Source organism: Tepidamorphus sp. 3E244, from assembly GCF_046159835.1.
In the GTDB taxonomy this organism is placed as follows: domain Bacteria; phylum Pseudomonadota; class Alphaproteobacteria; order Rhizobiales; family Tepidamorphaceae; genus JACKJK01.
The window spans coordinates 158,685-177,984 of the sequence record NZ_JBJXCY010000001.1 but is presented as its reverse complement, the minus strand read 5'-3'; the positions used below and the strand labels follow the sequence as shown (position 1 = coordinate 177,984).

16 protein-coding genes are annotated in these 19,300 nt (G+C 65.9%); 5 read left to right on the top strand and 11 right to left on the bottom strand.

Translation table 11 applies throughout. The annotated features are described in order from the left end of the window. Positions 1-12: 12 nt before the first annotated feature. Complete coding sequence (gene argE, locus ACKTEK_RS00805) at positions 13-1,179, top strand: acetylornithine deacetylase (RefSeq protein ID WP_409163340.1); 1,167 nt, start codon at positions 13-15, stop codon at positions 1,177-1,179. On the opposite strand, the gene ACKTEK_RS00800 is transcribed toward argE, so the two are convergent. Genes ACKTEK_RS00800 through ACKTEK_RS00790 form a run of 3 tightly spaced genes read right to left on the bottom strand, consistent with a single transcriptional unit; the run spans position 1,176 to position 4,284 of the window. Then, a complete protein-coding gene (locus ACKTEK_RS00800) occupies positions 1,176-2,180 on the bottom strand; it encodes an Hsp33 family molecular chaperone (RefSeq protein WP_409163339.1) in 1,005 nt (334 codons plus the stop codon). The genes argE and ACKTEK_RS00800 overlap by 4 nt on opposite strands. Continuing rightward, positions 2,177-3,091 (bottom strand): ornithine carbamoyltransferase, encoded by a 915-nt coding sequence (gene argF, locus ACKTEK_RS00795; RefSeq protein ID WP_409163338.1) that lies wholly within the window; start codon positions 3,089-3,091, stop codon positions 2,177-2,179. Before argF ends, ACKTEK_RS00800 begins: the two co-directional genes overlap by 4 nt. Then, complete coding sequence (locus ACKTEK_RS00790; RefSeq protein ID WP_409163337.1) at positions 3,088-4,284, bottom strand: aspartate aminotransferase family protein; 1,197 nt, start codon at positions 4,282-4,284, stop codon at positions 3,088-3,090. Before ACKTEK_RS00790 ends, argF begins: the two co-directional genes overlap by 4 nt. 444 nt (positions 4,285-4,728) lie before the next feature. On the opposite strand from ACKTEK_RS00790, the gene ACKTEK_RS00785 reads away from it, so the two are divergent. Further along, complete coding sequence (locus tag ACKTEK_RS00785; protein ID WP_409163336.1) at positions 4,729-5,220, top strand: GcrA family cell cycle regulator; 492 nt, start codon at positions 4,729-4,731, stop codon at positions 5,218-5,220. Between the two features lie 62 nt (positions 5,221-5,282). Here ACKTEK_RS00785 and phoB read toward each other — a convergent pair whose 3' ends face one another. From phoB to ACKTEK_RS00750, 7 genes are all read right to left on the bottom strand, one after another. After that, positions 5,283-5,981: a phosphate regulon transcriptional regulator PhoB gene (phoB, locus tag ACKTEK_RS00780; protein WP_409164861.1), complete on the bottom strand. Its 699-nt coding sequence runs from the start codon at positions 5,979-5,981 to the stop codon at positions 5,283-5,285. Positions 5,982-6,013: 32 nt separating this feature from the next. Further along, complete coding sequence (gene phoU / locus ACKTEK_RS00775; RefSeq protein ID WP_409163335.1) at positions 6,014-6,733, bottom strand: phosphate signaling complex protein PhoU; 720 nt, start codon at positions 6,731-6,733, stop codon at positions 6,014-6,016. Positions 6,734-6,762: 29 nt separating this feature from the next. Further along, positions 6,763-7,539 carry a phosphate ABC transporter ATP-binding protein PstB gene (pstB, locus tag ACKTEK_RS00770; RefSeq protein ID WP_409164860.1) on the bottom strand — a complete coding sequence of 259 codons (777 nt, stop codon included), beginning with the start codon at positions 7,537-7,539 and terminating at the stop codon, positions 6,763-6,765. A gap of 90 nt (positions 7,540-7,629) precedes the next feature. Beyond that, positions 7,630-8,982 (bottom strand): phosphate ABC transporter permease PstA, encoded by a 1,353-nt coding sequence (gene pstA, locus ACKTEK_RS00765; RefSeq protein WP_409163334.1) that lies wholly within the window; start codon positions 8,980-8,982, stop codon positions 7,630-7,632. Next, on the bottom strand, positions 8,979-10,439 hold the full coding sequence (pstC, locus tag ACKTEK_RS00760) for a phosphate ABC transporter permease subunit PstC (protein ID WP_409163333.1): 1,461 nt from the start codon (positions 10,437-10,439) through the stop codon (positions 8,979-8,981). The genes pstA and pstC overlap by 4 nt, the downstream gene beginning before the upstream one ends. A gap of 63 nt (positions 10,440-10,502) precedes the next feature. Next, on the bottom strand, positions 10,503-11,552 hold the full coding sequence (locus tag ACKTEK_RS00755; RefSeq protein WP_409163332.1) for a substrate-binding domain-containing protein: 1,050 nt from the start codon (positions 11,550-11,552) through the stop codon (positions 10,503-10,505). Positions 11,553-11,784: 232 nt separating this feature from the next. Next, the gene (locus ACKTEK_RS00750) at positions 11,785-13,098 is read right to left on the bottom strand and encodes an ATP-binding protein (RefSeq protein ID WP_409163331.1); all 1,314 of its coding nucleotides are present in this window, start codon (positions 13,096-13,098) and stop codon (positions 11,785-11,787) included. 108 nt (positions 13,099-13,206) lie between these two features. Here ACKTEK_RS00750 and ppk2 point away from each other — a divergent pair, with 108 nt between their 5' ends. The 3 genes from ppk2 to ACKTEK_RS00735 are packed head-to-tail and all read left to right on the top strand — an operon-like array spanning position 13,207 to position 16,367. After that, the gene (gene ppk2, locus ACKTEK_RS00745) at positions 13,207-14,082 is read left to right on the top strand and encodes a polyphosphate kinase 2 (protein WP_409163330.1); all 876 of its coding nucleotides are present in this window, start codon (positions 13,207-13,209) and stop codon (positions 14,080-14,082) included. Between the two features lie 4 nt (positions 14,083-14,086). Next, on the top strand, positions 14,087-16,075 hold the full coding sequence (locus tag ACKTEK_RS00740) for a flagellar hook-length control protein FliK (RefSeq protein ID WP_409163329.1): 1,989 nt from the start codon (positions 14,087-14,089) through the stop codon (positions 16,073-16,075). Between the two features lie 4 nt (positions 16,076-16,079). Further along, entirely contained in the window at positions 16,080-16,367 is a 288-nt protein-coding gene (locus tag ACKTEK_RS00735; protein WP_409163328.1) for an EscU/YscU/HrcU family type III secretion system export apparatus switch protein, read from the top strand. 58 nt (positions 16,368-16,425) lie between these two features. Here the strand turns inward: ACKTEK_RS00735 and ACKTEK_RS00730 are convergent, their stop codons facing one another. Beyond that, positions 16,426-19,296, bottom strand: coding sequence for a peptidoglycan-binding protein (locus ACKTEK_RS00730; RefSeq protein ID WP_409163327.1), 2,871 nt, complete (start codon positions 19,294-19,296; stop codon positions 16,426-16,428). Between the last annotated feature and the right edge of the window lie 4 nt (positions 19,297-19,300).

The window sequence follows — 19,300 nt, the reverse complement described above, 5'->3', positions numbered from 1 at the left end:
GAAGGACAAAGCGTGACCACGCAGGCAGCCGCCAAGGAGCTGATCGCGCGCCTCGTCGCGTTCGATACGACCAGCCATCTCTCCAATGTCCCGATCATGGATTTCATCCGGGATTATCTCGCCCGGCACGGCGTCGAAAGCACGCTCCTGCCCGACGAAACCGGCGAGAAGGTCAACCTGTTCGCAACCATCGGACCGTTGGACAGGCCGGGTGTCGCGCTGTCGGGGCACACTGACTGCGTGCCCGTGATCGGCCAGCCTTGGGACACGCCGCCCTTCACCTGCACCCAGAAGGACGGACTGCTCTACGGGCGCGGAACCTGCGACATGAAGGGCTTCGTCGCCATCTGCCTTGCCATGGTGCCACGCTTCATCGAAGCGCCCTTGCTGACGCCCATCCATCTCGTGTTCTCCTATGACGAGGAAATCGGCTGCACCGGTGTGCGCCCGATGATCGAGAAGCTCGGCACGGACCTGCCGCTGCCGAAGGCGGTGATCGTCGGCGAGCCGACAGGCATGGAGGTCGTCGACGCCCACAAGGGCATCAGCGATTTCAGCACCGAGATCATCGGTCACGAGTCGCATTCCTCCATGGACCTCGTCGCAGGCAATGCGCTGGTTGCCGGCGCGCGCTTCATCGGTGAGCTGATGCGGCTGCGCGAGCAGTACGTTTCGCGTGGCGATGCCAGCGGCCGCTTCGTTCCGCCCTATACGTCGATCCACGCGGGCCAGATCAATGCCGGCACGGCGACCAATATCGTTCCGCGTCGCTGCGAGATCGGCTGGGAAGTTCGCTCGCTTCCCGAACACAAGTCCACGGACGTGGCCGATGCCATGGCGGATTTCTGCGCGCGCGAACTGCTACCCGTCCTGCAGGCGGCGTCGCCGGACACGTATATCGAGACGGTGATGAAGGTGGATGCGCCGGGCCTTGCACCCGATCCGGGGTCGCTTGCCGAGACGCTCGCCAAGCGGCTGAGCGGGCACAACGACACGCACACGGTCTCCTACGCGACCGAGGCCGGGCTGTTCCAGCTTGCCGGATCGCCAACGGTTGTTTGCGGGCCGGGCGGCATCGCGCAGGCGCACCGCCCCAACGAGTACATCTCGCTGGCGCAGGTCGATACCTGCCTGCAATTCATGGAAAAGCTAGCGCAGACCTGCCGCGCCGGGCTCTAGGCCGAGGTCCCGCCCTCGTCCGTGCCGGGGTTCTCGATCTCGCTGGGCTTGAACTCGTAGGCCTGCGAGCAGAACTCGCAGGTGATCTCGAGCATCCCGTCCTCGCGGGTCATGTCGGCAACGTCGTCCGCGGTGAAGCTCAGCAGCATGTCACGCACCCGCTCGCGGTTGCAGCGGCAGCGCTCGACCAGCGTCAGCGGTTCGAACACCCGCACGCCGCGCTCGTGATAGAGGCGGTAGAGCAGCGCATCGGAGCTGACGGAGGGGTCCGTCAGTTCGTGGTCTTCCACGGTCTCGCTCAGGAAACGGGCCTCGCGCCAGTGGTCGTCTTCCTCGACCTGCGGAGCGTCGGCGCCCTCCGGCGCATCGCCGGGGTCAATGTCGCGCGGCGCAGCGCCGCCTTCGGGCAGGTGCTGGATCAGCAATCCGCCGGCGCGCCATTCCGGGTCCTTGCCGGCGACGAACATCTCGGCGGCAGCCAGCCGCACGAAGGTCGGTATCTGCTCCGACTGCTTGAAATACTGGTGGGCGGCATCTTCCAGCGTGCCGCCGTCGAGGGCGACAACGCCCTGGTAGCGGTTCATGTCCGGGCCCTGGTCGATCGTCATGGCCAGCACGCCCTTGCCGAGAAGATCAGCGGGTTTGGCGTCCTCCGGCAGTGCGGCGACGGCCTCTGCATCGAAGCGGGCACAGGCGCGTATCTGGTCCGGCGTATCGAAGTCCACCACGAGCATGGAAACCGCGCCGTCCGTCTGGGTCTGGACGATGAAGCGCCCGTCGAACTTCAGCGACGTGCCGAGCAATGCGGTGAGCGCGACGGCTTCCGCCAGCAGCCGCGACACCGAATGCGGGTAGCCGTGGCGGCGGATGATGCGGTCGAGTTCCGGGCCGATGCGGACCAGACGACCGCGCACGTCGAGCGCCTCAACCGCAAAGGGCTGAATGTAGTTGTCTTCCGGAAGACCCGGCCGGGATGCGTATGCCTGTGCGATTCCGGTCACGCGGAGGCCTGCCCCAGACACCACGCCAGAATGCCCTTCTGCGCGTGCATGCGGTTTTCGGCCTCGTCGAAGACGACAGACTGCGGCCCGTCGATAACGGAATCCGTCACCTCCTCGCCGCGGTGGGCGGGCAGGCAGTGCATGAAGATCGCGCCGGAATCGGCAGCCTGCATCAGCTTGTCGTTGACCTGATAAGGCTTGAGCATGTTGTGTCGGCGCTGGCCTTCGGTATCGCCCATGGAAACCCACGTGTCGGTGACGACGCAATCCACGCCATCGACCGCCTCGAACGGGTCCTGCGTCACGGAGACATCCGCTCCGTTGCTGCGCGCCCAGTCCATGAGTTCATCTTCCGGGCCAAGCTCGGCGGGCGCCGCGATCCGCAACGCAAAGTCGAAGCGCTGGGCGGCATGCACCCAGGACGCGGTGACGTTGTTGCTGTCGCCGGTCCACGCGACCGTGCGGCCACGGATGGGGCCCTTGTGCTCCTCGAAGGTCATCACGTCGGCCATGATCTGGCAGGGATGGCTGTCGCGCGTCAGGCCGTTGATGACCGGAATGGTGGCGTGGGTCGCCAGTTCCTTGAGCGCTGCGTGGTCGAGAATGCGGATCATGATGGCATCTACATAGCGCGATAGAACGCGGGCGGTATCCGCGATGGTTTCGCCGCGACCAAGCTGCATCTCGTCGGCGGAGAGATAGAGCGTTTCGCCGCCGAGCTGGCGCATGCCCACATCAAAGGACACGCGCGTGCGCGTGGAGGGGCGCTCGAAGATCATGGCGAGCGCCTTGCCGACCAGCGGCTTTTCCTCGGGGCCATTGGCCTTGATCTGGTGACCGGCGTCGAGGATCACCCGAAGCTCGTCGGCGGAGAGTTCGTGAAGATCGAGAAAGTGACGGGGTGCGTTCATGCCGCATCTCCCGTCAGCGCCGATTCCGCAACCGTGAAGGCACGGTCGAGGCGCGCAAGCGCGTCGGCCACATCGTTCTCGTCGATGACCAGAGGCGGCAGAAGGCGCACGACATTGTCGCCGGCGGCAACCGCCAGCATCCTTTCATCGCGCAGCGCGGCAAGAACCGCGCGGTTCTCGACCGAATTGCAGCGAATGCCGAGCATCAGCCCGTCGCCACGAATTTCGGCGATGGCACCGGGATGGGCGTCCTGAAGTTCGGCAAGGCCCTGGCGCAGCCGCAGGCCGATGTTCTGCACGCGCTCCAGGAATCCATCTTCCAGCACCACGTCCAGCACCGCGTTGCCGACGGCACAAGCCAGCGGATTGCCGCCAAAGGTGGAGCCGTGCGTGCCGGCGACCATGCCGGATCCGGCTTCTTCTGTGGCAAGGCATGCCCCGATGGGGAATCCGCCGCCGATGCCCTTGGCGATGGCCATGATGTCGGGCGTCACGCCGCTCGCCTCGTGGGCGAACAGATGGCCGGTGCGCGCCACGCCGCACTGGATCTCGTCGAAGATCAGCAGCAGGCCGTGCTCGTCGCACAGTGCGCGCAGGTCCCGCAGGAGCTGCGGCGGGGCAACGCGCAGCCCCCCCTCGCCCTGGATCGGCTCGATGAGGATGCCGGCGGTCTCCGGGCCGATGGCCTTGCGCACGGCGTCGAGGTCGCCGAACGGCACCTGGTCGAAGCCCTGCGTCGCCGGGCCGAAGCCTTCCAGGTACTTGGCCTGCCCGCCGGCGGCGATCGCAGCCAGCGTGCGCCCGTGGAAGGCGCCCTCGAAGGTGATGAGACGGAACCGCTCGGGCGCGCCCTTGGAGAAATGATAGCGCCGCGCCATCTTCACCGCGCACTCGATGGCCTCGGTGCCGGAATTGGTGAAGAACATCGTGTCGGCGAAGGTCGCCTCGCGCAGTCGCTCGGCAAGACGCTCCTGCTGGGGAATGCGGTACGCGTTGGACGTGTGCCAGAGCTTGCCGGCCTGCTCGTTCAGCGCCGCAACGAGGTGCGGGTGGGCATGGCCGAGGGAATTGACCGCGATGCCGGCAGAGAAATCGAGAAACTCCTCTCCATCGACCGTGTAGACGCGCGCGCCCTCGCCCCGCTCGAAAGCGAGTTCGGCACGGGCATAGGTCGGCAGGATCGCTGTGACCACGGGTAATCCTCCACTCCACGGTCCGCACGCCACGCGACCCCGTTTCAACGGGATGGGCGCGGCGTGCGGACCGTCCAGTTCCGGGCCGAAAAGGCCCTGAAACGAAAGACGCCGCCCCGGCGGGCGGCGCAGCATTGCCCCACATTTTATTTGTTGAGCACGTCAAGTCAATCAGACCGCACGAAGCGGATAAAGCAGGTTCTCCACCGTCGATTCCATGTTCCGGCCAAGTTCTGGGGATAAGAGCATGTGTTGCATTTCGGACTCTTGCAGCGGAGTCCGGCGATGCGTTAAGTTTTGAATAAAGCACACTACATATTGTGCGGCGGACAGTTTCAGCCTCAAGCTTTCGTTCTGGCGTGATCGTGTACGGATCGCGGACGGGGACGGATTCTATCCAGGGGTCAGCTGCCACCGCCAGAAAGCGGCGAGGAGCATTTTTCCATGAGTTGGACTGACGAACGGGTCGAGTTGCTCAAGAAACTGTGGGCCGACGGGCTGAGCGCAAGCCAGATCGCGGCGGAACTGGGCGGCGTCACGCGCAACGCGGTGATCGGCAAGGTGCATCGCCTTGGCCTGGCCGGGCGCGCCAAGAGCACCCGCACCACAACACAGCGCCCGCGCGCCAAGCCGCGCCCGGCGAAGCCGACGGCGCGTGTCCCGCAATTTTCCGGCAACGCCGCACTGCGCATGGAGCCCGAGGCCGCTCCGCAGCCGGTGGTGACGCCGCGTCCTGTCCTGGAAGAGATCGTCATTCCCGAGGCCGAGCGTGCCACGATCCTCGATCTGAACGAGCATCGCTGCAAGTGGCCGGTGGGCGATCCAACCCGCGAGGACTTCTATTTCTGCGGGCGTCATTCCGGCCCCGGCGGGCCCTATTGCGACGATCACGCGAAGGTCGCCTTCCAGCCGAGCAGCGACCGCCGTCGCAGCTAGGCCGCGTTCATCGCCCGGTTGGGCGTGATGGAAAATCCGAAAACGACTTCAGCGGCCGCCCCTCAGGCGGCCGCAAACCGTTCGTCAAAGGCGTAGCCTGTCCCGCGCACGGTGCGGATCGGGTCCTTGGCGCGGGCGCGGTTGATCGCCTTGCGCAGGCGGCCGACATGCACATCGACGGTGCGCTCGTCGACATAGACGTCGCGACCCCACACGCCATCGAGCAATTGCTCGCGCGAGAAGACGCGACCGGGCGCGCGCATCAGGAATTCCAGCAGGCGGAACTCGGTCGGCCCGAGGTGGATCTCGCGCCCGGCCCGCTCGACGCGGTGCGTCTCGCGGTTGAGCACGATGTCACCGGCAGACAGGATGTCGGACATCAGCTCGGGCCGTGTCCGGCGCAGCATGGCCTTGATGCGCACCATCAGCTCGGGGATCGAGAACGGCTTCACGACATAGTCGTCGGCCCCTGTGGAAAGCCCGCGAATACGCTCGCTCTCCTCGCCGCGCGCGGTCAGCATGATGACCGGCAGGCGCTGCGTCTCGGTGCGCGCGCGCAGTCTGCGGCAAAGCTCGATGCCGGAGAGCCCCGGCAGCATCCAGTCCAGCAGCAGCAGGTCCGGCGTCCATTCCTTCAGGCGCGTTTCCGCCTCGTCGCCGCGCGCCACGGATTCCACCCGGAAACCCTCGGCCTCCAGATTATAGCGAAGCATGAGGGTCAGGGCTTCCTCGTCTTCGACTATGAGAATGGTGGCGGTCATCTGCGCGGGTTCGTCGACGCGGAGCGGGGCGCTCAATCGTCGGATCCTTCTTCAACGGTCGTCATGGAGGATTCATCGCTCTTGGGACGGTCCATGGCGATGGTCTCACCGGTTGCGACGTAGTGGATGTTTTCCGCGATGTTGGTCGCGTGGTCACCGATGCGCTCGATGTTCTTGGCTGCGAACAGCAGATGGGTGCACAGCGTGATGTTGCGCGGATCCTCCATCATGTAGGTCAGCAGTTCGCGGAAGATCGAGGTGTAGACAGCGTCGAGATCGCTGTCGCGCTCCCACACGGCGAGCGCCTTGACGGCGTCACGGCCGGTATAGGCGTCCAGCACGTCCTTCAGCTGGTGAAGGGCGATCTCGGAAATGTGGTCGAGGCCGCGCACGATCTGCTTGGGCTGACTCTGGTCCTGCAGCGCGATGACACGCTTGGCGATGTTCTTGGCGAGGTCGCCGATACGCTCCAGGTCGGCGGCGATCTTCACCGCGGCGACGATCTCGCGCAGGTCGCTGGCCATCGGCTGGCGGCGCGCGATCATCTGGATGGCGCGCTCTTCGACCTCACGTTCGAGATCGTCGATCTTGTCGTCTTCGTCTCGCACGGTCTGCGCGAGTTCCGCGTCCTGCCGCTGAAGCGAGGTCATCGCGTCGGTCAGCGCCTTTTCGCACAGCCCGCCCATCTGCGTGATGAGGACGGCCAGCTCACGCAGCTCGTTGTCGTATCGCGTGACGATGTGTTCGGTCATGGGAGCTCTCCGTTCCCTTCAACATTCTATCAGCCGAAGCGGCCGGTAATGTAGTCCTGCGTCCGCTGATCCTGCGGATTGGTGAACATGCGGTCGGTGTCACCGACCTCGACGAGAATGCCGAGGTGGAAGAAGGCCGTGCGCTGCGAGACGCGGGCCGCCTGCTGCATCGAGTGCGTGACGATGACGATGGAATAGTTCTCGCGCAGTTCGTCGATCAGTTCCTCGACGCGGGCCGTGGCGATCGGGTCGAGTGCCGAGCACGGCTCGTCCATGAGGATGACTTCCGGGTTCACGGCAATGGCGCGCGCAATGCAGAGGCGCTGCTGCTGGCCGCCGGACAGGCCGGTGCCAGGTTCGTGCAGGCGGTCCGACACCTCGTTGTAGAGCCCGGCCTTCTTGAGGCTGGAGACGACGATATCGTCGAGGTCCGACTTGTTGCGGGCCAGCCCGTGAATGCGCGGGCCATATGCGACGTTGTCGTAGATCGACTTGGCGAAGGGGTTCGGCTTCTGGAACACCATGCCGACGCGGGCGCGCAGTTCCACAACGTCGACGGCGGGGTCGTAGATGTTCTCGCCCTCAAGCTCGATCGTGCCCGTGACGCGGCAGATGTCGATGGTGTCGTTCATCCGGTTGAGGCAGCGCAGGTAGGTGGACTTGCCGCAGCCCGACGGGCCGATCAGCGCCGTCACTTCGCGGTCGCCGACGTCCAGCGCCACGTCGAACAGGGCCTGCTTCGCGCCGTAGAAAACCGACACGTCCTTCGTGTGCATCTTGATGTTGTCGGGCTTCGGCCCGGTCATCACGGTTTCCCACTTCTCGTAGGATTTCGGTTTTGCCTCGGCGACGCTCATTGACGTGCTCCCACTCAAATCGAACTTGATTGCGACAGACTACCAGCGGCGCTCAAACCGGCGGCGAAGAAGAATGGCTGCGAGGTTCATCATGAAGAGGAACACAAGCAGCACGATGATGGCACCGGACGCCCGCTCCACGAAGGCCGGGTCGGCGCGCTGCGTCCAGTTGTAGACCTGCACCGGCAGGGCGGCTGCCGGATCGAAGAAGCCTTCCGGCGGCGCATCGGGGAAGTCGCGCACGAAGGCGACCATGCCGATCAGCAGCAGCGGCGCAGTTTCACCCAGCGCCTGCGCCAGGCCGATGATTGTGCCGGTCAGGATGCCGGGCATGGCCAGCGGCAGGACGTGGTGGAACACCATCTGCATGCGCGATGCACCGATGCCGAGCGCGCCTTCGCGCACCGAGGGCGGTACGGCCTTGAGGGCAGCGCGCGTCGCGATGATGATCGTCGGCAGCGTCATCAGCGTAAGCACCAGGGCGCCGACGATGGGCGCGGACTGCGGCAGGCCGGCGAAGTTGATGAAGATCGCAAGGCCGAGCAGGCCGAACACGATGGAGGGCACGGCCGCGAGGTTGTTGATGTTCACCTCGATCAGGTCGGTGAACCGGTTGGTCGGCGCGAATTCCTCAAGATAGATCGAGGCGGCAACGCCCAGCGGCAGCGACATGGCGAGCACCAGCAGCATCATGTAGGCGGAGCCGATGATCGCGATGCCGAGGCCCGCGGCTTCCGGGCGCAGCTCGGAGGCATCCGGGCCTGTCAGGAAGCCCCAGTTGAAGCCGATGGTCAGCATTCCGGCATCGCGCATCCGATCGGCAAGCTGCAGCTGGCCGGGGCTGATGTTGCTGTCGAGTTCCGCGCTCGCCATGCTCACGCGGTCCTTGTAGTAGCCGTCGACGCGGCCGTTGGCGTAGGTCTTGAAGGAGATGGTCTGGTTGAGCAGGCCCGGATCGGCCAGCACGCGGTCGCGCAGCTGGGCCGGGGCTTCCTTCGACAGCAGGCCGGCGATGTCCTTGTCCGACAGGCCGCCCGTGTCGATTTTGTTGCGCTCCAGCGCGGCGACCAGTTCCTTGCGCAGGAAGTTGCCGTAACCGATCGTGCTGACCTTCGCCATCTCGCTGGGGTTGGCATTGCCCTTCTTGTCGAGCGTGCCGGAATCCAGCGTGACGTCGAACTGCAGGAACGTCTGCGAAAAGGCGCTGAGGCCATTCGACAGGATCGAGATCAGCAGGAAGACGAGCGCCAGCACGGCAATCGACACCGCGCCGATACCCATCATCTTGAAGCGGCGTTCGGCGGCGTAGCGGCGCTTGAGGCCGATATCGCGGCGGCGCGGCTTGCTCATTTCGCCGGTCGTCACCGGGACGGAAGCGGAAATCTCGGTCATTCGTACTGTTCCCGGTATTTGCGGACGACAAAGAGCGCGACGATGTTGAGGCACAGCGTCACGACGAAGAGCGACAGGCCAAGCGCGAAGGCGACGAGCGTTTCGGGCGAGGCGAACTCGGTGTCGCCGGTCAGCTGACTGACGATCTTCACGGTGATGGTGGTCATCGCCTCGAACGGGTTGAGGCTAAGCTTGGCGGCAGCGCCAGCGCCCATGACCACGATCATGGTTTCGCCGATGGCGCGACTGGCGGCCAGCAGGATGGCGCCGACGATGCCCGGCAGCGCTGCCGGCAGGATCACCTTGCGGACCGTTTCCGAGCGCGTCGCGCCGAGACCGAGCGAGCCGTCACGCATGGCTTGGGGCACGGAATTGATCACGTCATCCGACAGCGAGGAGATGAACGGGATCACCATGATGCCCATCACCAGACCGGCGGTCATCACCGAGGACGACGATGTGCCGAGGCCAAGCGGCTGGGCGAAATAGTCGCGCAGCATCGGGCCGACCGTGATCAGCGCGAAGAGGCCGTAGACAATGGTCGGGATGCCAGCGAGCAGTTCGATGGTCGGCTTGGCGATGGAGCGCACCGTGGACGAGGCATATTCGGCGAGGTAGATCGCCGCCATCAGCCCAATGGGCACCGCAACCAGCAGCGCGATGAAGGACACGTAGAGCGTGCCCCACAGCAGCGGCAGGATGCCGAGGTCGGAGCCGCCGCGGAACTGCGGGTTCCAGGTCAGGTTGAAGAAGAAATCCTCCGCCGGATACATGCGGAAGAAGTGGATCGTCTCGAACAGCAGCGAGGCGATGATGCCGACCGTGGTCAGGATGGCGACCGTGGAAGACAGGATCATCAGCGCCTTGATCGCGCCTTCGGAAATGTTGCGTGCCCGGTAGCGCGGAGCGATCTTGGAGAAGGCGATCGCGGCACCGGCGGCAGCCATCAGCAGCACGAGGGCTGCCATGATGATGCGGCCAAGGTGGCCCATGTCGCGGTAGGCCTTGGCGGCCTCGAATACCGACTGGCTGACATCGGACCCGATGGCGACTCCGACTTCGGCGAGGCGGCTGCGCACGTCGGTCACGTCGGTGCGCAGGGTGTCGAGTTCGTCCTCGGTCATCACGCCGCGCTCGACCGCGACGTCGAGGCCGTCGGCGATGCGGTGGACGTCTGCCATGACGAGACTGAGCGAGCTGCCGTCAGCGACCTCGGAGGGCGGGATCATGGAGGAAACCCGGCTCTCGATGATCATCGGCTGCGCCAACAGCCAGACCATCAGCGTGAGAAAGGCGGGAACGGCCGCGAAGATGAAAACCGACTGGCCGTGGTAGCGCGGCAGGGAGTGCATGAGGCGGATATCGCCACCGGCGCTGGCGAGCGAGCGCGAGCGCCCGATCACGTATCCGGCAACGGCAATCGCGAGCACGATCAGGATGAGAAGACCAGTGTTCATGTAACCCTCGCCCGGACATGGAAACGGGCGGCGCGAGACCGCGCCGCCCGCGAGTTTGTTGGATTAGTTGAGCGCGCCCATCGGGGTGCCGCCCTCGGCGACCATTTCCTGGGTCTTGGCGAGCTCCGGGTCAGACACGAGGCCATAGGCGGCCAGCGGGCCGTCGGGGCCGGCAATGTCGTCGGACACGAAGAAGTCGACATATTCCTGGAGGCCCGGGATCACGCCGAGATGCGCCAGCTTCACGTAGAAGAACAGCGGGCGGGACACCGGGTACTCGCCCTTGGCGATGGTCTCGGTAGAGGGCGTGATGCCGCTCATCGTGGCAACGCGCAGCTTGTCGGTGTTGTTTTCGTAGAAGGACAGACCGAACACGCCGATGCCGTTCTTGTTGGCGTCGAGGCGGGCGAGCGTTTCGGTGTAGTCACCGTCGACGTCGACGGAGACGCCGTCGGTGCGCAGCTGGATGCAGGCCTTCTCGGCGGCTTTCTCGTCGCCGCCGTTCTCGGCCGTGTAGGCCTCGAGCGCGCCGGTGGCTTCGCAGCCGGCTTCCAGAACCTTCTCGTCGAAGACTTCGCGGGTGCCGTGCTTGGTGCCCGGGATGAAGGCCAGGATTTCCTGCTCCGGCAGATCGCCGTTAACTTCGTTCCAGGACTTGTTCGGGTTGTCGACGAGCTTGCCGTCGACGACGACCTTCGCGGCCAGTGCGGTGTACCAGTCAGCCGGGGTGAAGCCGAATTCCGCGCCGTTGATGTCGGAGGCGAAGACGATGCCGTCATAGCCGATGCGCACTTCCATGACTTCGTCCACGCCGTTGGAGGCGCAGTTGTCGATGTCGGACTGCTTGATACGGCTAGAGGAGTTGGCGATGTCGATGGTGTTCTCGCCGACGCCTTCGCACAGGGCCTTGCGGCCTGCGCCCGAACCACCGCCCTGGACAACCGGGGTGGGGTAATCGAAGTTTTCACCGAACGCCTCGGCAACGATAGTGGCGTAGGGAAGGACGGTCGACGAACCCTTGATCTGGATTTCGTCACGCGCCATGGCGGGCGCGGAGGCGACTGCGCCGGTGACGGCGAGCGCTGCGATAGCGATGATGGAAGTGGTCTTCACGACGACTCTCCTGTTGGTGATGCGGGCCGAACCATTGGCGGAGCGGCATCTTCCCCCGGCCCTCGCCGGAGATTGCGGGCTGCCCTCGCCGCGGTTGCGTAGCGGGCTAGCGAGGCGGACCCTAGGAGCCTTCGATCAAACTTATATGACGGTTGGATATCGGTTTTGTGACAGTCCAGGTATCTGAAATATAATATGAATTTAATCTGGCCGCTGTGGACTGCGACAACCGTCACGACAAGGGGTCGAAGCCCACGCGGAATGTGGCCCCCTCGCCCTTCACGGAACTGATGGACAGGGTGGCGCGGTGACGGTTGAGAATGTGCTTGACGATGGCCAGTCCCAGCCCTGTCCCGCCACGCTCGCGGCTGGTCGCGACGTCGGCGCGGTAGAACCGCTCGGTCAGGCGCGGCAGGTGCTCCGGGTCGATACCGGGGCCGAAGTCGCGGACACGTGCCTCGATGCGCCCGGCCTTGGTGCGATCATGCACCCGCCGCACGATGGCGATCTCGACCTTTTCGCCCGACGCGCCGTACTTGATGGCGTTCTCGATAAGGTTCTGGAACACCTGCATCAGTTCGTCAGGCTCGCCGGCAACAGCAAAGGCGCTCGTGTCAGTCGGCGGGTCGTAGATGAGTGCGACACCGTTTTCACTGGCAATCGGCTGCAAGGCATCGACGACGTGGCCGATGGTCTTCACAAGATCGACCCGGCCTGACGGCCGCAGGTGGACCTTCTGCTCGATGCGGCTCAGGGACATGAGGTCGTCGATAAGACGCGCCATGCGGGCCGCCTGCGTCGACATGATGCCAAGGAAGCGTTCGCGCGCGACCGCATCTTCGCGAGCCGGGCCCTGCAGCGTCTCGATGAAGCCCATGACGGACGCCAGGGGCGTGCGCAACTCGTGGCTGGCATTGGCGATGAAGTCGCTACGCATCCGCTCCAGCCGCTGCTGGCCGGTCAGGTCGCGCAGCACGATCAGCACGTCGAAGCCTGACGGGTCGCCCTCTCCGGGCACCGGTGCGACGTGCGCCTCCAGCAGGCGGTCATCCGGCACCTTGGCGGAGTAGGTCACGCGGGCAGGGGCCAGGTCGGCGCGGACGCTGCGCACGGCTTCGGCCACCTGCGGGGCGCGAATGGCGAAGCTGAACGGCGCGCCGGCTGCGTGCTCCCCAAGCAGTTCGGTCGCGGTGGCGTTGAGCGCACGCAGTCGCATGTCGCCATCCACGAGGAGGGCCGCGTCGGGCAGGGCCGAAATCAGCCGTGCGAAGTCGACCGCAGGCGCCTGCTCGGCGATGGTCACGGCGGTCTTGTTCCGGTTCGCCTCGTTCACCGCCTGGCGGCGCAACCCCCACGCAGCGAGCGCCAGCAGCAGGCAAAGCGGGATTGCCACGGGGAGGGCGAGCGTACCGACGCTGGCGAACGCGCCCGTCGCGATGGCCGCGCCCGCAAATGCCGGCCACAGTTGCGCAAACGCCGACACCGTGCCCTCGCGGCGCGGGGCTTGCGTATCGTTCGTCCGGGAAACCGGGGTCGGGTCGAGCATCGTTTCGCAATCTGGAGAAGCGGTGAAAAGGCCTGAACCGTTGGTGTTATCTACTATCGGTAACGGTTGAATGATAGGGTCGGAACAAATCCGCAATCTGGAGACGGCATGGGCAAGAAGAGCAAGAAGTCAGCTTCCACGGACGTGGTGGAGCCGTTCGACATCGATGACCCGGAGCTTCCCGCCTGGGTCGAGGAAGATGCCTTCGAGTCCGGCGGGTACCCGTACGACGAGCGCATGAAGCGCAAGAAGTACAACAAGAAACTCGTGCAGCTGCATATCGAGCTGATGAAACTGCAGCGCCACATCGTGGAGACCGGCGAGCGGATCGCCATTGTCTTCGAGGGGCGCGATTCCGCCGGCAAGGGCGGTACCATCAAGCGGCTGATCCAGCACCTCAACCCGCGCATCGTGCGTGTCGTCGCCCTGTCCAAGCCGACTGATGAAGAACAGGGGCAGTGGTATTTCCAGCGCTATGTCGAGCACATGCCGACCGCCGGCGAAATCGTGATCTTCGACCGCTCCTGGTACAACCGGGCGGGCGTGGAGCCGGTGATGGGGTTCTCGACGCCGGAGGAAACGCGGCAGTTCCTGCACGCGGTGCCATCGTTCGAGCGCATGCTGACCGATGACGGCATCCGGCTGGTGAAGTTCTGGCTCGATATCGGGCAGGAGATGCAGCTCAAGCGGCTGCACGCGCGCCGACATGACCCGCTGAAGCAGTGGAAGCTCTCCGATATCGACATCAAGGGCATCGGGCTGTGGGATGCCTACACCCGGGCGCGCGATGTCATGCTGCGGCGCTCCGATACGGTGCATGCGCCGTGGACCATCGTGCAGGCCAACGACAAGCTGCGGCTGCGGCTCAACGTGATGCGCTGCCTGCTCAACGAGTTCATCTACCAAGATCGCGACACCGAATTGATCGGCATGCCGGACCCCAAGCTGGTCCATTCCGCCGACCAGTTCCTGGCGCAGGACTAGGCCGATGGCGATCGGCGGCATACCGGCGGGGGGCGGCGGCAATGCCACCCCGGCCAATGCCGCAACCGCGACCCTGCTGGGCGAGCTGAAGTCCGGCGACGTGCTGACCGCGCGCGTGCAGCAGGGGCTTGCCAATGGCGTGCGGCTCGCCGTGGGGCGCGCGGTGCTCGACGTGGTGACGACGCTCGCCCTGAAGCCCGGCACGACAGTCAACCTGCAGGTGCAGCGGCAGGGCGCTGAGGTGCAGCTTCGCCTGCTCGACCAGCCGCCACAGCAGGCAGGCCGCGCGCAAGGCCAGCCAACGGCCCAGCCGCAGACAACCTCGCAACCAACGGCGCAACCTGCCGCCACCCAGACCGGCCAGCCACCAGCCAGCGGCACCACGCAGGCCTCGACAACACAGACACCGGCACCGCAGCAGCCGCCACCGTCCGCCGCCGCGCCGCGCGGGGCAGAGCCTCCCGCGACGCCAGCGCAATCGACCGCACAACCGGGCACGCAGCAGCAACCACCTGCCCAGACGCAGGCCGTTCGCGTCACCCTGTCGGCGGATGCGCCGCGACCGGCGTCACCAGTCGCGCAGGCTCCGGCCGCCCCGCAAGCACCTGCCCAACCGGCACAGGCCGCGCAGCCCGCGCCTGCGAGCGTGTCGACACAGCCGCCGACGCCGGGAAGCGCCGCAACAGGCCCAACGGGCGCGGCACCGCAAGGCGCGCCAACAACAACGGGACAACCTGCCCAGGGCAGCACGGCACAGGTCGCGCAGCCGACGGGGCAACCGGCGTCCCCACCGGCCGGCACCGCAACCGCCGGCAATCTGCCGCAGACTGGCACCGGCGCTCCGGCAAGCGGCAATTCCGGCACAGCATCGCAGGGCCCGGCAACCGCGCCTGCAAGCACAACGACGCAGGCCACAACGCCCGGCGGCGCGGCCCCGACCGGGGCAGCGCGCGCGAGCGCAGCGCCAACAGGCCAGCAGCCAACCCCATCGACAGCAGTCCAGACGGGCGCACCGGCACAGGCCGCATCAACGGCGCAGGCCCCTTCCCTTCCAACGACGATTCAGGCCGTTGCGACCGCGCGCGCGCAGGCCTTGTCGACTCAGTCGGGGTTCGCGCCGCTCTTTGCCAATCTGCAGGCCGCTGTCAGTGCGTCCGGCCAATCGAAACTCGATCCCGGCGTGGAGGCGGCAGCGCGGCAATTGCTCGGGCTTCGTGTCAATTCGGATGCGCTCGGCGACGGGCAGCAGTTGCGCGCCGGGCTGCAGCGCAGCGGCAATTTCCTTGAATCGAGCCTTGCGCGGCAGTTGCCTTCTGGCGGCGACCTGAAAGCGGCGCTGCTCGGGTTGAAATCCGTGCTGTCTTCGCTCCTTGGTGACGAGGCCCGCACGAGCGGCGAGCCGGGCGCCGGCAAGGCACCGGACCGGGGCAGCAACCCGCAAGCCGAGCGCCCCGCCACGGCGACCTTGCGCCCCAACGTACCGATTCCGGAAATGATGCGCCAATTGCTCGGTGAGACCGACGGCGCGCTCAACCGGATGCGGCTGCTGCAGATCGCGAGCCTTCCCGACGGCGACGGCCAGCCGCGCACGGATGCGCAAGAGCCTGGCGGGCGCGTGTGGCAGATGGCCCTGCCCATTGCCGATGCCGGACGGACCGCAATTGCCGGTATCCGCATCGCGGAAGAGCGCCGCCAGAACGACAAGGACGAAGACAGGCGCGCGTGGCGCGTGCGGCTGTCACTTGACCTCGACGGGGCGGGGGCGATCGCCGCCAGCATCGTGTACGCACCACCCAACGTGTCCGTCGCGCTGTGGGCGGAGGAAGACGAGACGCTCGCGCTGCTCAAGCGCAATGCGGGCCTGTTGTCGGATGCGCTGACGGCGGCTGAACTGGATGTCGACAGCATCGACATCGAGGCCGGTCGCCCGCCGGACATCCCGCGCGCGAAGAAACAGGCCGTCGCCGGCAGCTTCTACAACCGGGAGGGCTGAGACATTGAGTGGCTCTCGCGACAAGGACCCGACCGGCCGCGATCTCGCGGTGGCGCTCGGCTACGACCATGGAACCGGCGATGCGCCGACCGTGCTTGCCAAGGGGCACGGCGAGACCGCGCGACGCATCATCGAGAGCGCCAAGGCCCATGGCATCCACATCGAGGAGAACCCCGTTCTCGCCGAGGCGCTGGCACAGGTGGAACTCGACGAGACGATCCCGCACGAACTATACGCCGCCGTGGCGCAGGTCATCTCCTTCGTGCTGCAACAGGCCCGCAAGCGGCGCTAGAACGAAAAAAGGCGGGCGCCGAAGCGCCCGCCCGATGTTCTCGTCACTCAATCCGGCATCACTGGATCTGGATCGTCCCGATGTTCGGGATCCGGATCTGTGCTCGCACGCAGCGACCGTTCACCAGGGTCTCCCCGCGCTTGCAGATGATCGGACGCGTCTGCTGCGGGTTGATCTCCGAGGGACCCGTGCGAACCGGGCGGCACCGACCGTTGCGAAGTTCCTGACCACGCGGGCAGGTGATGCGGATCGGCTGGCACTTGCCGTTGCGCATCTGGGTCCCCGGCGGGCAGGTGATCACGATCGGACGGCACCGGCCGTTCACCAACTGCTGACCACGCGGACACGTGATGCGGATCGGGCGGCACTTGCCGTTGCGCATCTGGGTGCCCGGCGGGCAGATCTGCGGCTTCACGCACTTACCGTTGATCAGGGTCTCGCCAGGCTTGCAGAAGACCAGGATGGGCACGCACCGGCCGTTGACCAGCCGCTGCCCACGGGGGCAGACGATTGGACGGCACTGACCGTTGCGCAATTCCTGGCCGGCGGGGCAGTCGACACGGACCGTGCGGCAGCGACCGTTGCGGAACTCGGTTCCGGGCGGGCACTTGACCACGATGTCGCGGCAACGACCGTTGCGGTACTCCTGCCCCGAAGGACAGTTGACCACGACGGGCCGGCAGCGGCCGTTGCGCCATTCGGTGCCGCGCTTACAGACCGAGACGCACTGGCCGTTCTTCAGCGTTTCGCCGGCGTCGCACTTGGGCGCGGGCGGAGCGGTGACCTTGGTGGTAACACAGTAGGCATTGTCGTCGGCAAAGTCGTCGACGAACGGTGCCGAAAGGCTATCGTCACCGGTCAGGCCCAGGCGGTCCAGCGTGTCCGGCGTGATGGTGCCGGTCACGGGCAGGCCGTTGTTTTCCTGGAACCGCCGCAGGGCAGCTGCCGTCTGGCCGCCATACAGGCCATCGACCGGGCCGGGATCGTATCCAAGCTCGTCGAGTGCCTGCTGGACGGCCCGGGTATCGGCGCCGGAGCGCACGCTGCCTGCGGCCTCGCCACCGAGATAGCCACAGTTCTCAAGGCCATCGCGACGCAGGGTCGTGTTGTTGGGCACGCCCAGCGTCACAGCCAACGACACTGACTCGCCGGGGGCGAGGACCGTGTCGGGACGGCTGCACGCGATGCCGTTGCTGGCCTGCACGCAATCCCAGTCCGAAGGCGAGTGGCCTTCATAGGTGATGCCGGGACCGGCGGGGACGTCGGAGATGACCAGGTCGCCATTGTATTCGTCCTGGCTCTCGTTGCGCACGGTCAGCGTGAACGTGCAGTCACCATTGGCCTGGCAGCTACCGGGCGCGACCTTGCGGATCGACAGATCCTTCTTCGGGTCGGCCTGCGGCTCCGGATCGGGTTCCGGGTCCGGCTGCGGCGGCGGCACCTTGTCGTCGGGTCCGTCCTGAAGCGGCATCGGGGACTTGGCGCAATCCTCGTCGTTGGACGCGTTGTTGTCCTTGCTGCCGGGGCGCTGGTCGATCTCGGCGCAGTTCTCCACCTCGACAGGGCCCAGCTTCTTCAGGGTGGAGATGACCCGAACGGGGAGTTCGACGAAACCGTTCACCGGCAGGTCCGCATCCGGGTAGGTGCATTCCAGCATGGTCTCGTCGCCCACGCAGGCCCACGGGGCGGGTGCGATCACGGGAGCGAAGACGAACGGCTTTCCTTCCGCCGAATCCACGACCTTGATGTCACCCTTGTGGGGATCGGGGCCGAGATTGGTGACGCGGATCTTGAAGTCGCATGCCTCGCCGCCATTGCACGGACCCTGGCCGTTGTAGATCTTCTCAAGTTCAAGATCCCAGTCCGACTGCGGGTCGGGGTCGCCGCCGGGACGGTCCTCGCATTCCGGCGGAATGACGACGACCAGTTCCGTCGAGCAGCACAGGGCGAAGCCGTCCGGCAGATCCTCGACCACGCCGACATCACCGCCGCCATCGACCGACAGCGTGATGGCGCTGCCCGGCGTCGCACCGACGATGGCGAGTTCGGTGTAGTAGGTTCCGGCGATGGCCGGGACCGCGACCTCTGTTTCCAGCGAACCCATCACGTCGATGGAGACGCCCGGCGTCAGCACCGAGACGACGACGAAGTCGGTCGAGGTGGTCTCGCCGGAGACGATGACCGTGTATTCGCCGTCCTTCTCGCCGCAATAGACGACCGCGTTGCCGGACAGGCAGGCATCGCCGCGATCCGGGCGACCGGGGTCGGCCGGGTCGGGCACGCAGGCGTCGGGGTCAACGGTGACCTCGGTCGGCGTGCCGGTCTTGGTGATGGTGCCGAGACCGCCACCGGGCGGCTCGGATTCCAGGCCCAGCGCATAGTCGATGAACCCGCCACCGGAATGGATGAGCACGTCGAGGTTCGCCTTGTGGGCGAAGGTGTGCGGCAGGGGCATGCCCGGCTGCACCTCGGCGATGCCGGTCAGGTGGATGGTGCCGACGTCACCGTCGCCATTGGCATCCACTGGAAGCAGAGCGATCCGGTTGGAATTCAGCCGGTCGCTGTCGCGCAGACGGCTCTCGATGACGTCGCCGCCAGCACCCAAACCGATCCCGTCCGCAACCATGGTGGAAGAAATCCACTTCAGGCCGACAGGCAGGTCGCTGGTGATCTGCAACACGAGCTGACCCCCACCCTCGGCCTGAACAGCGGCCTGGATTTCGGGCGGGATAGTCACCTTGATGTCGTAGCGCACCGTGTTGGTGCGGCAGTCATAGGTTGCCGACTGCGTGAAGGAGCCGGCGATCTCGTCCGCCGCACGCGCCTGCTGAACAGACAGCGCGGACAGGACGAAGGCGAGTGCGAACGCAAGGGCAGCAAAGACGCGTGCCTTCGAGTTGCGGGCGGAGAAAACGAAAGCTTCAAGCATCGTC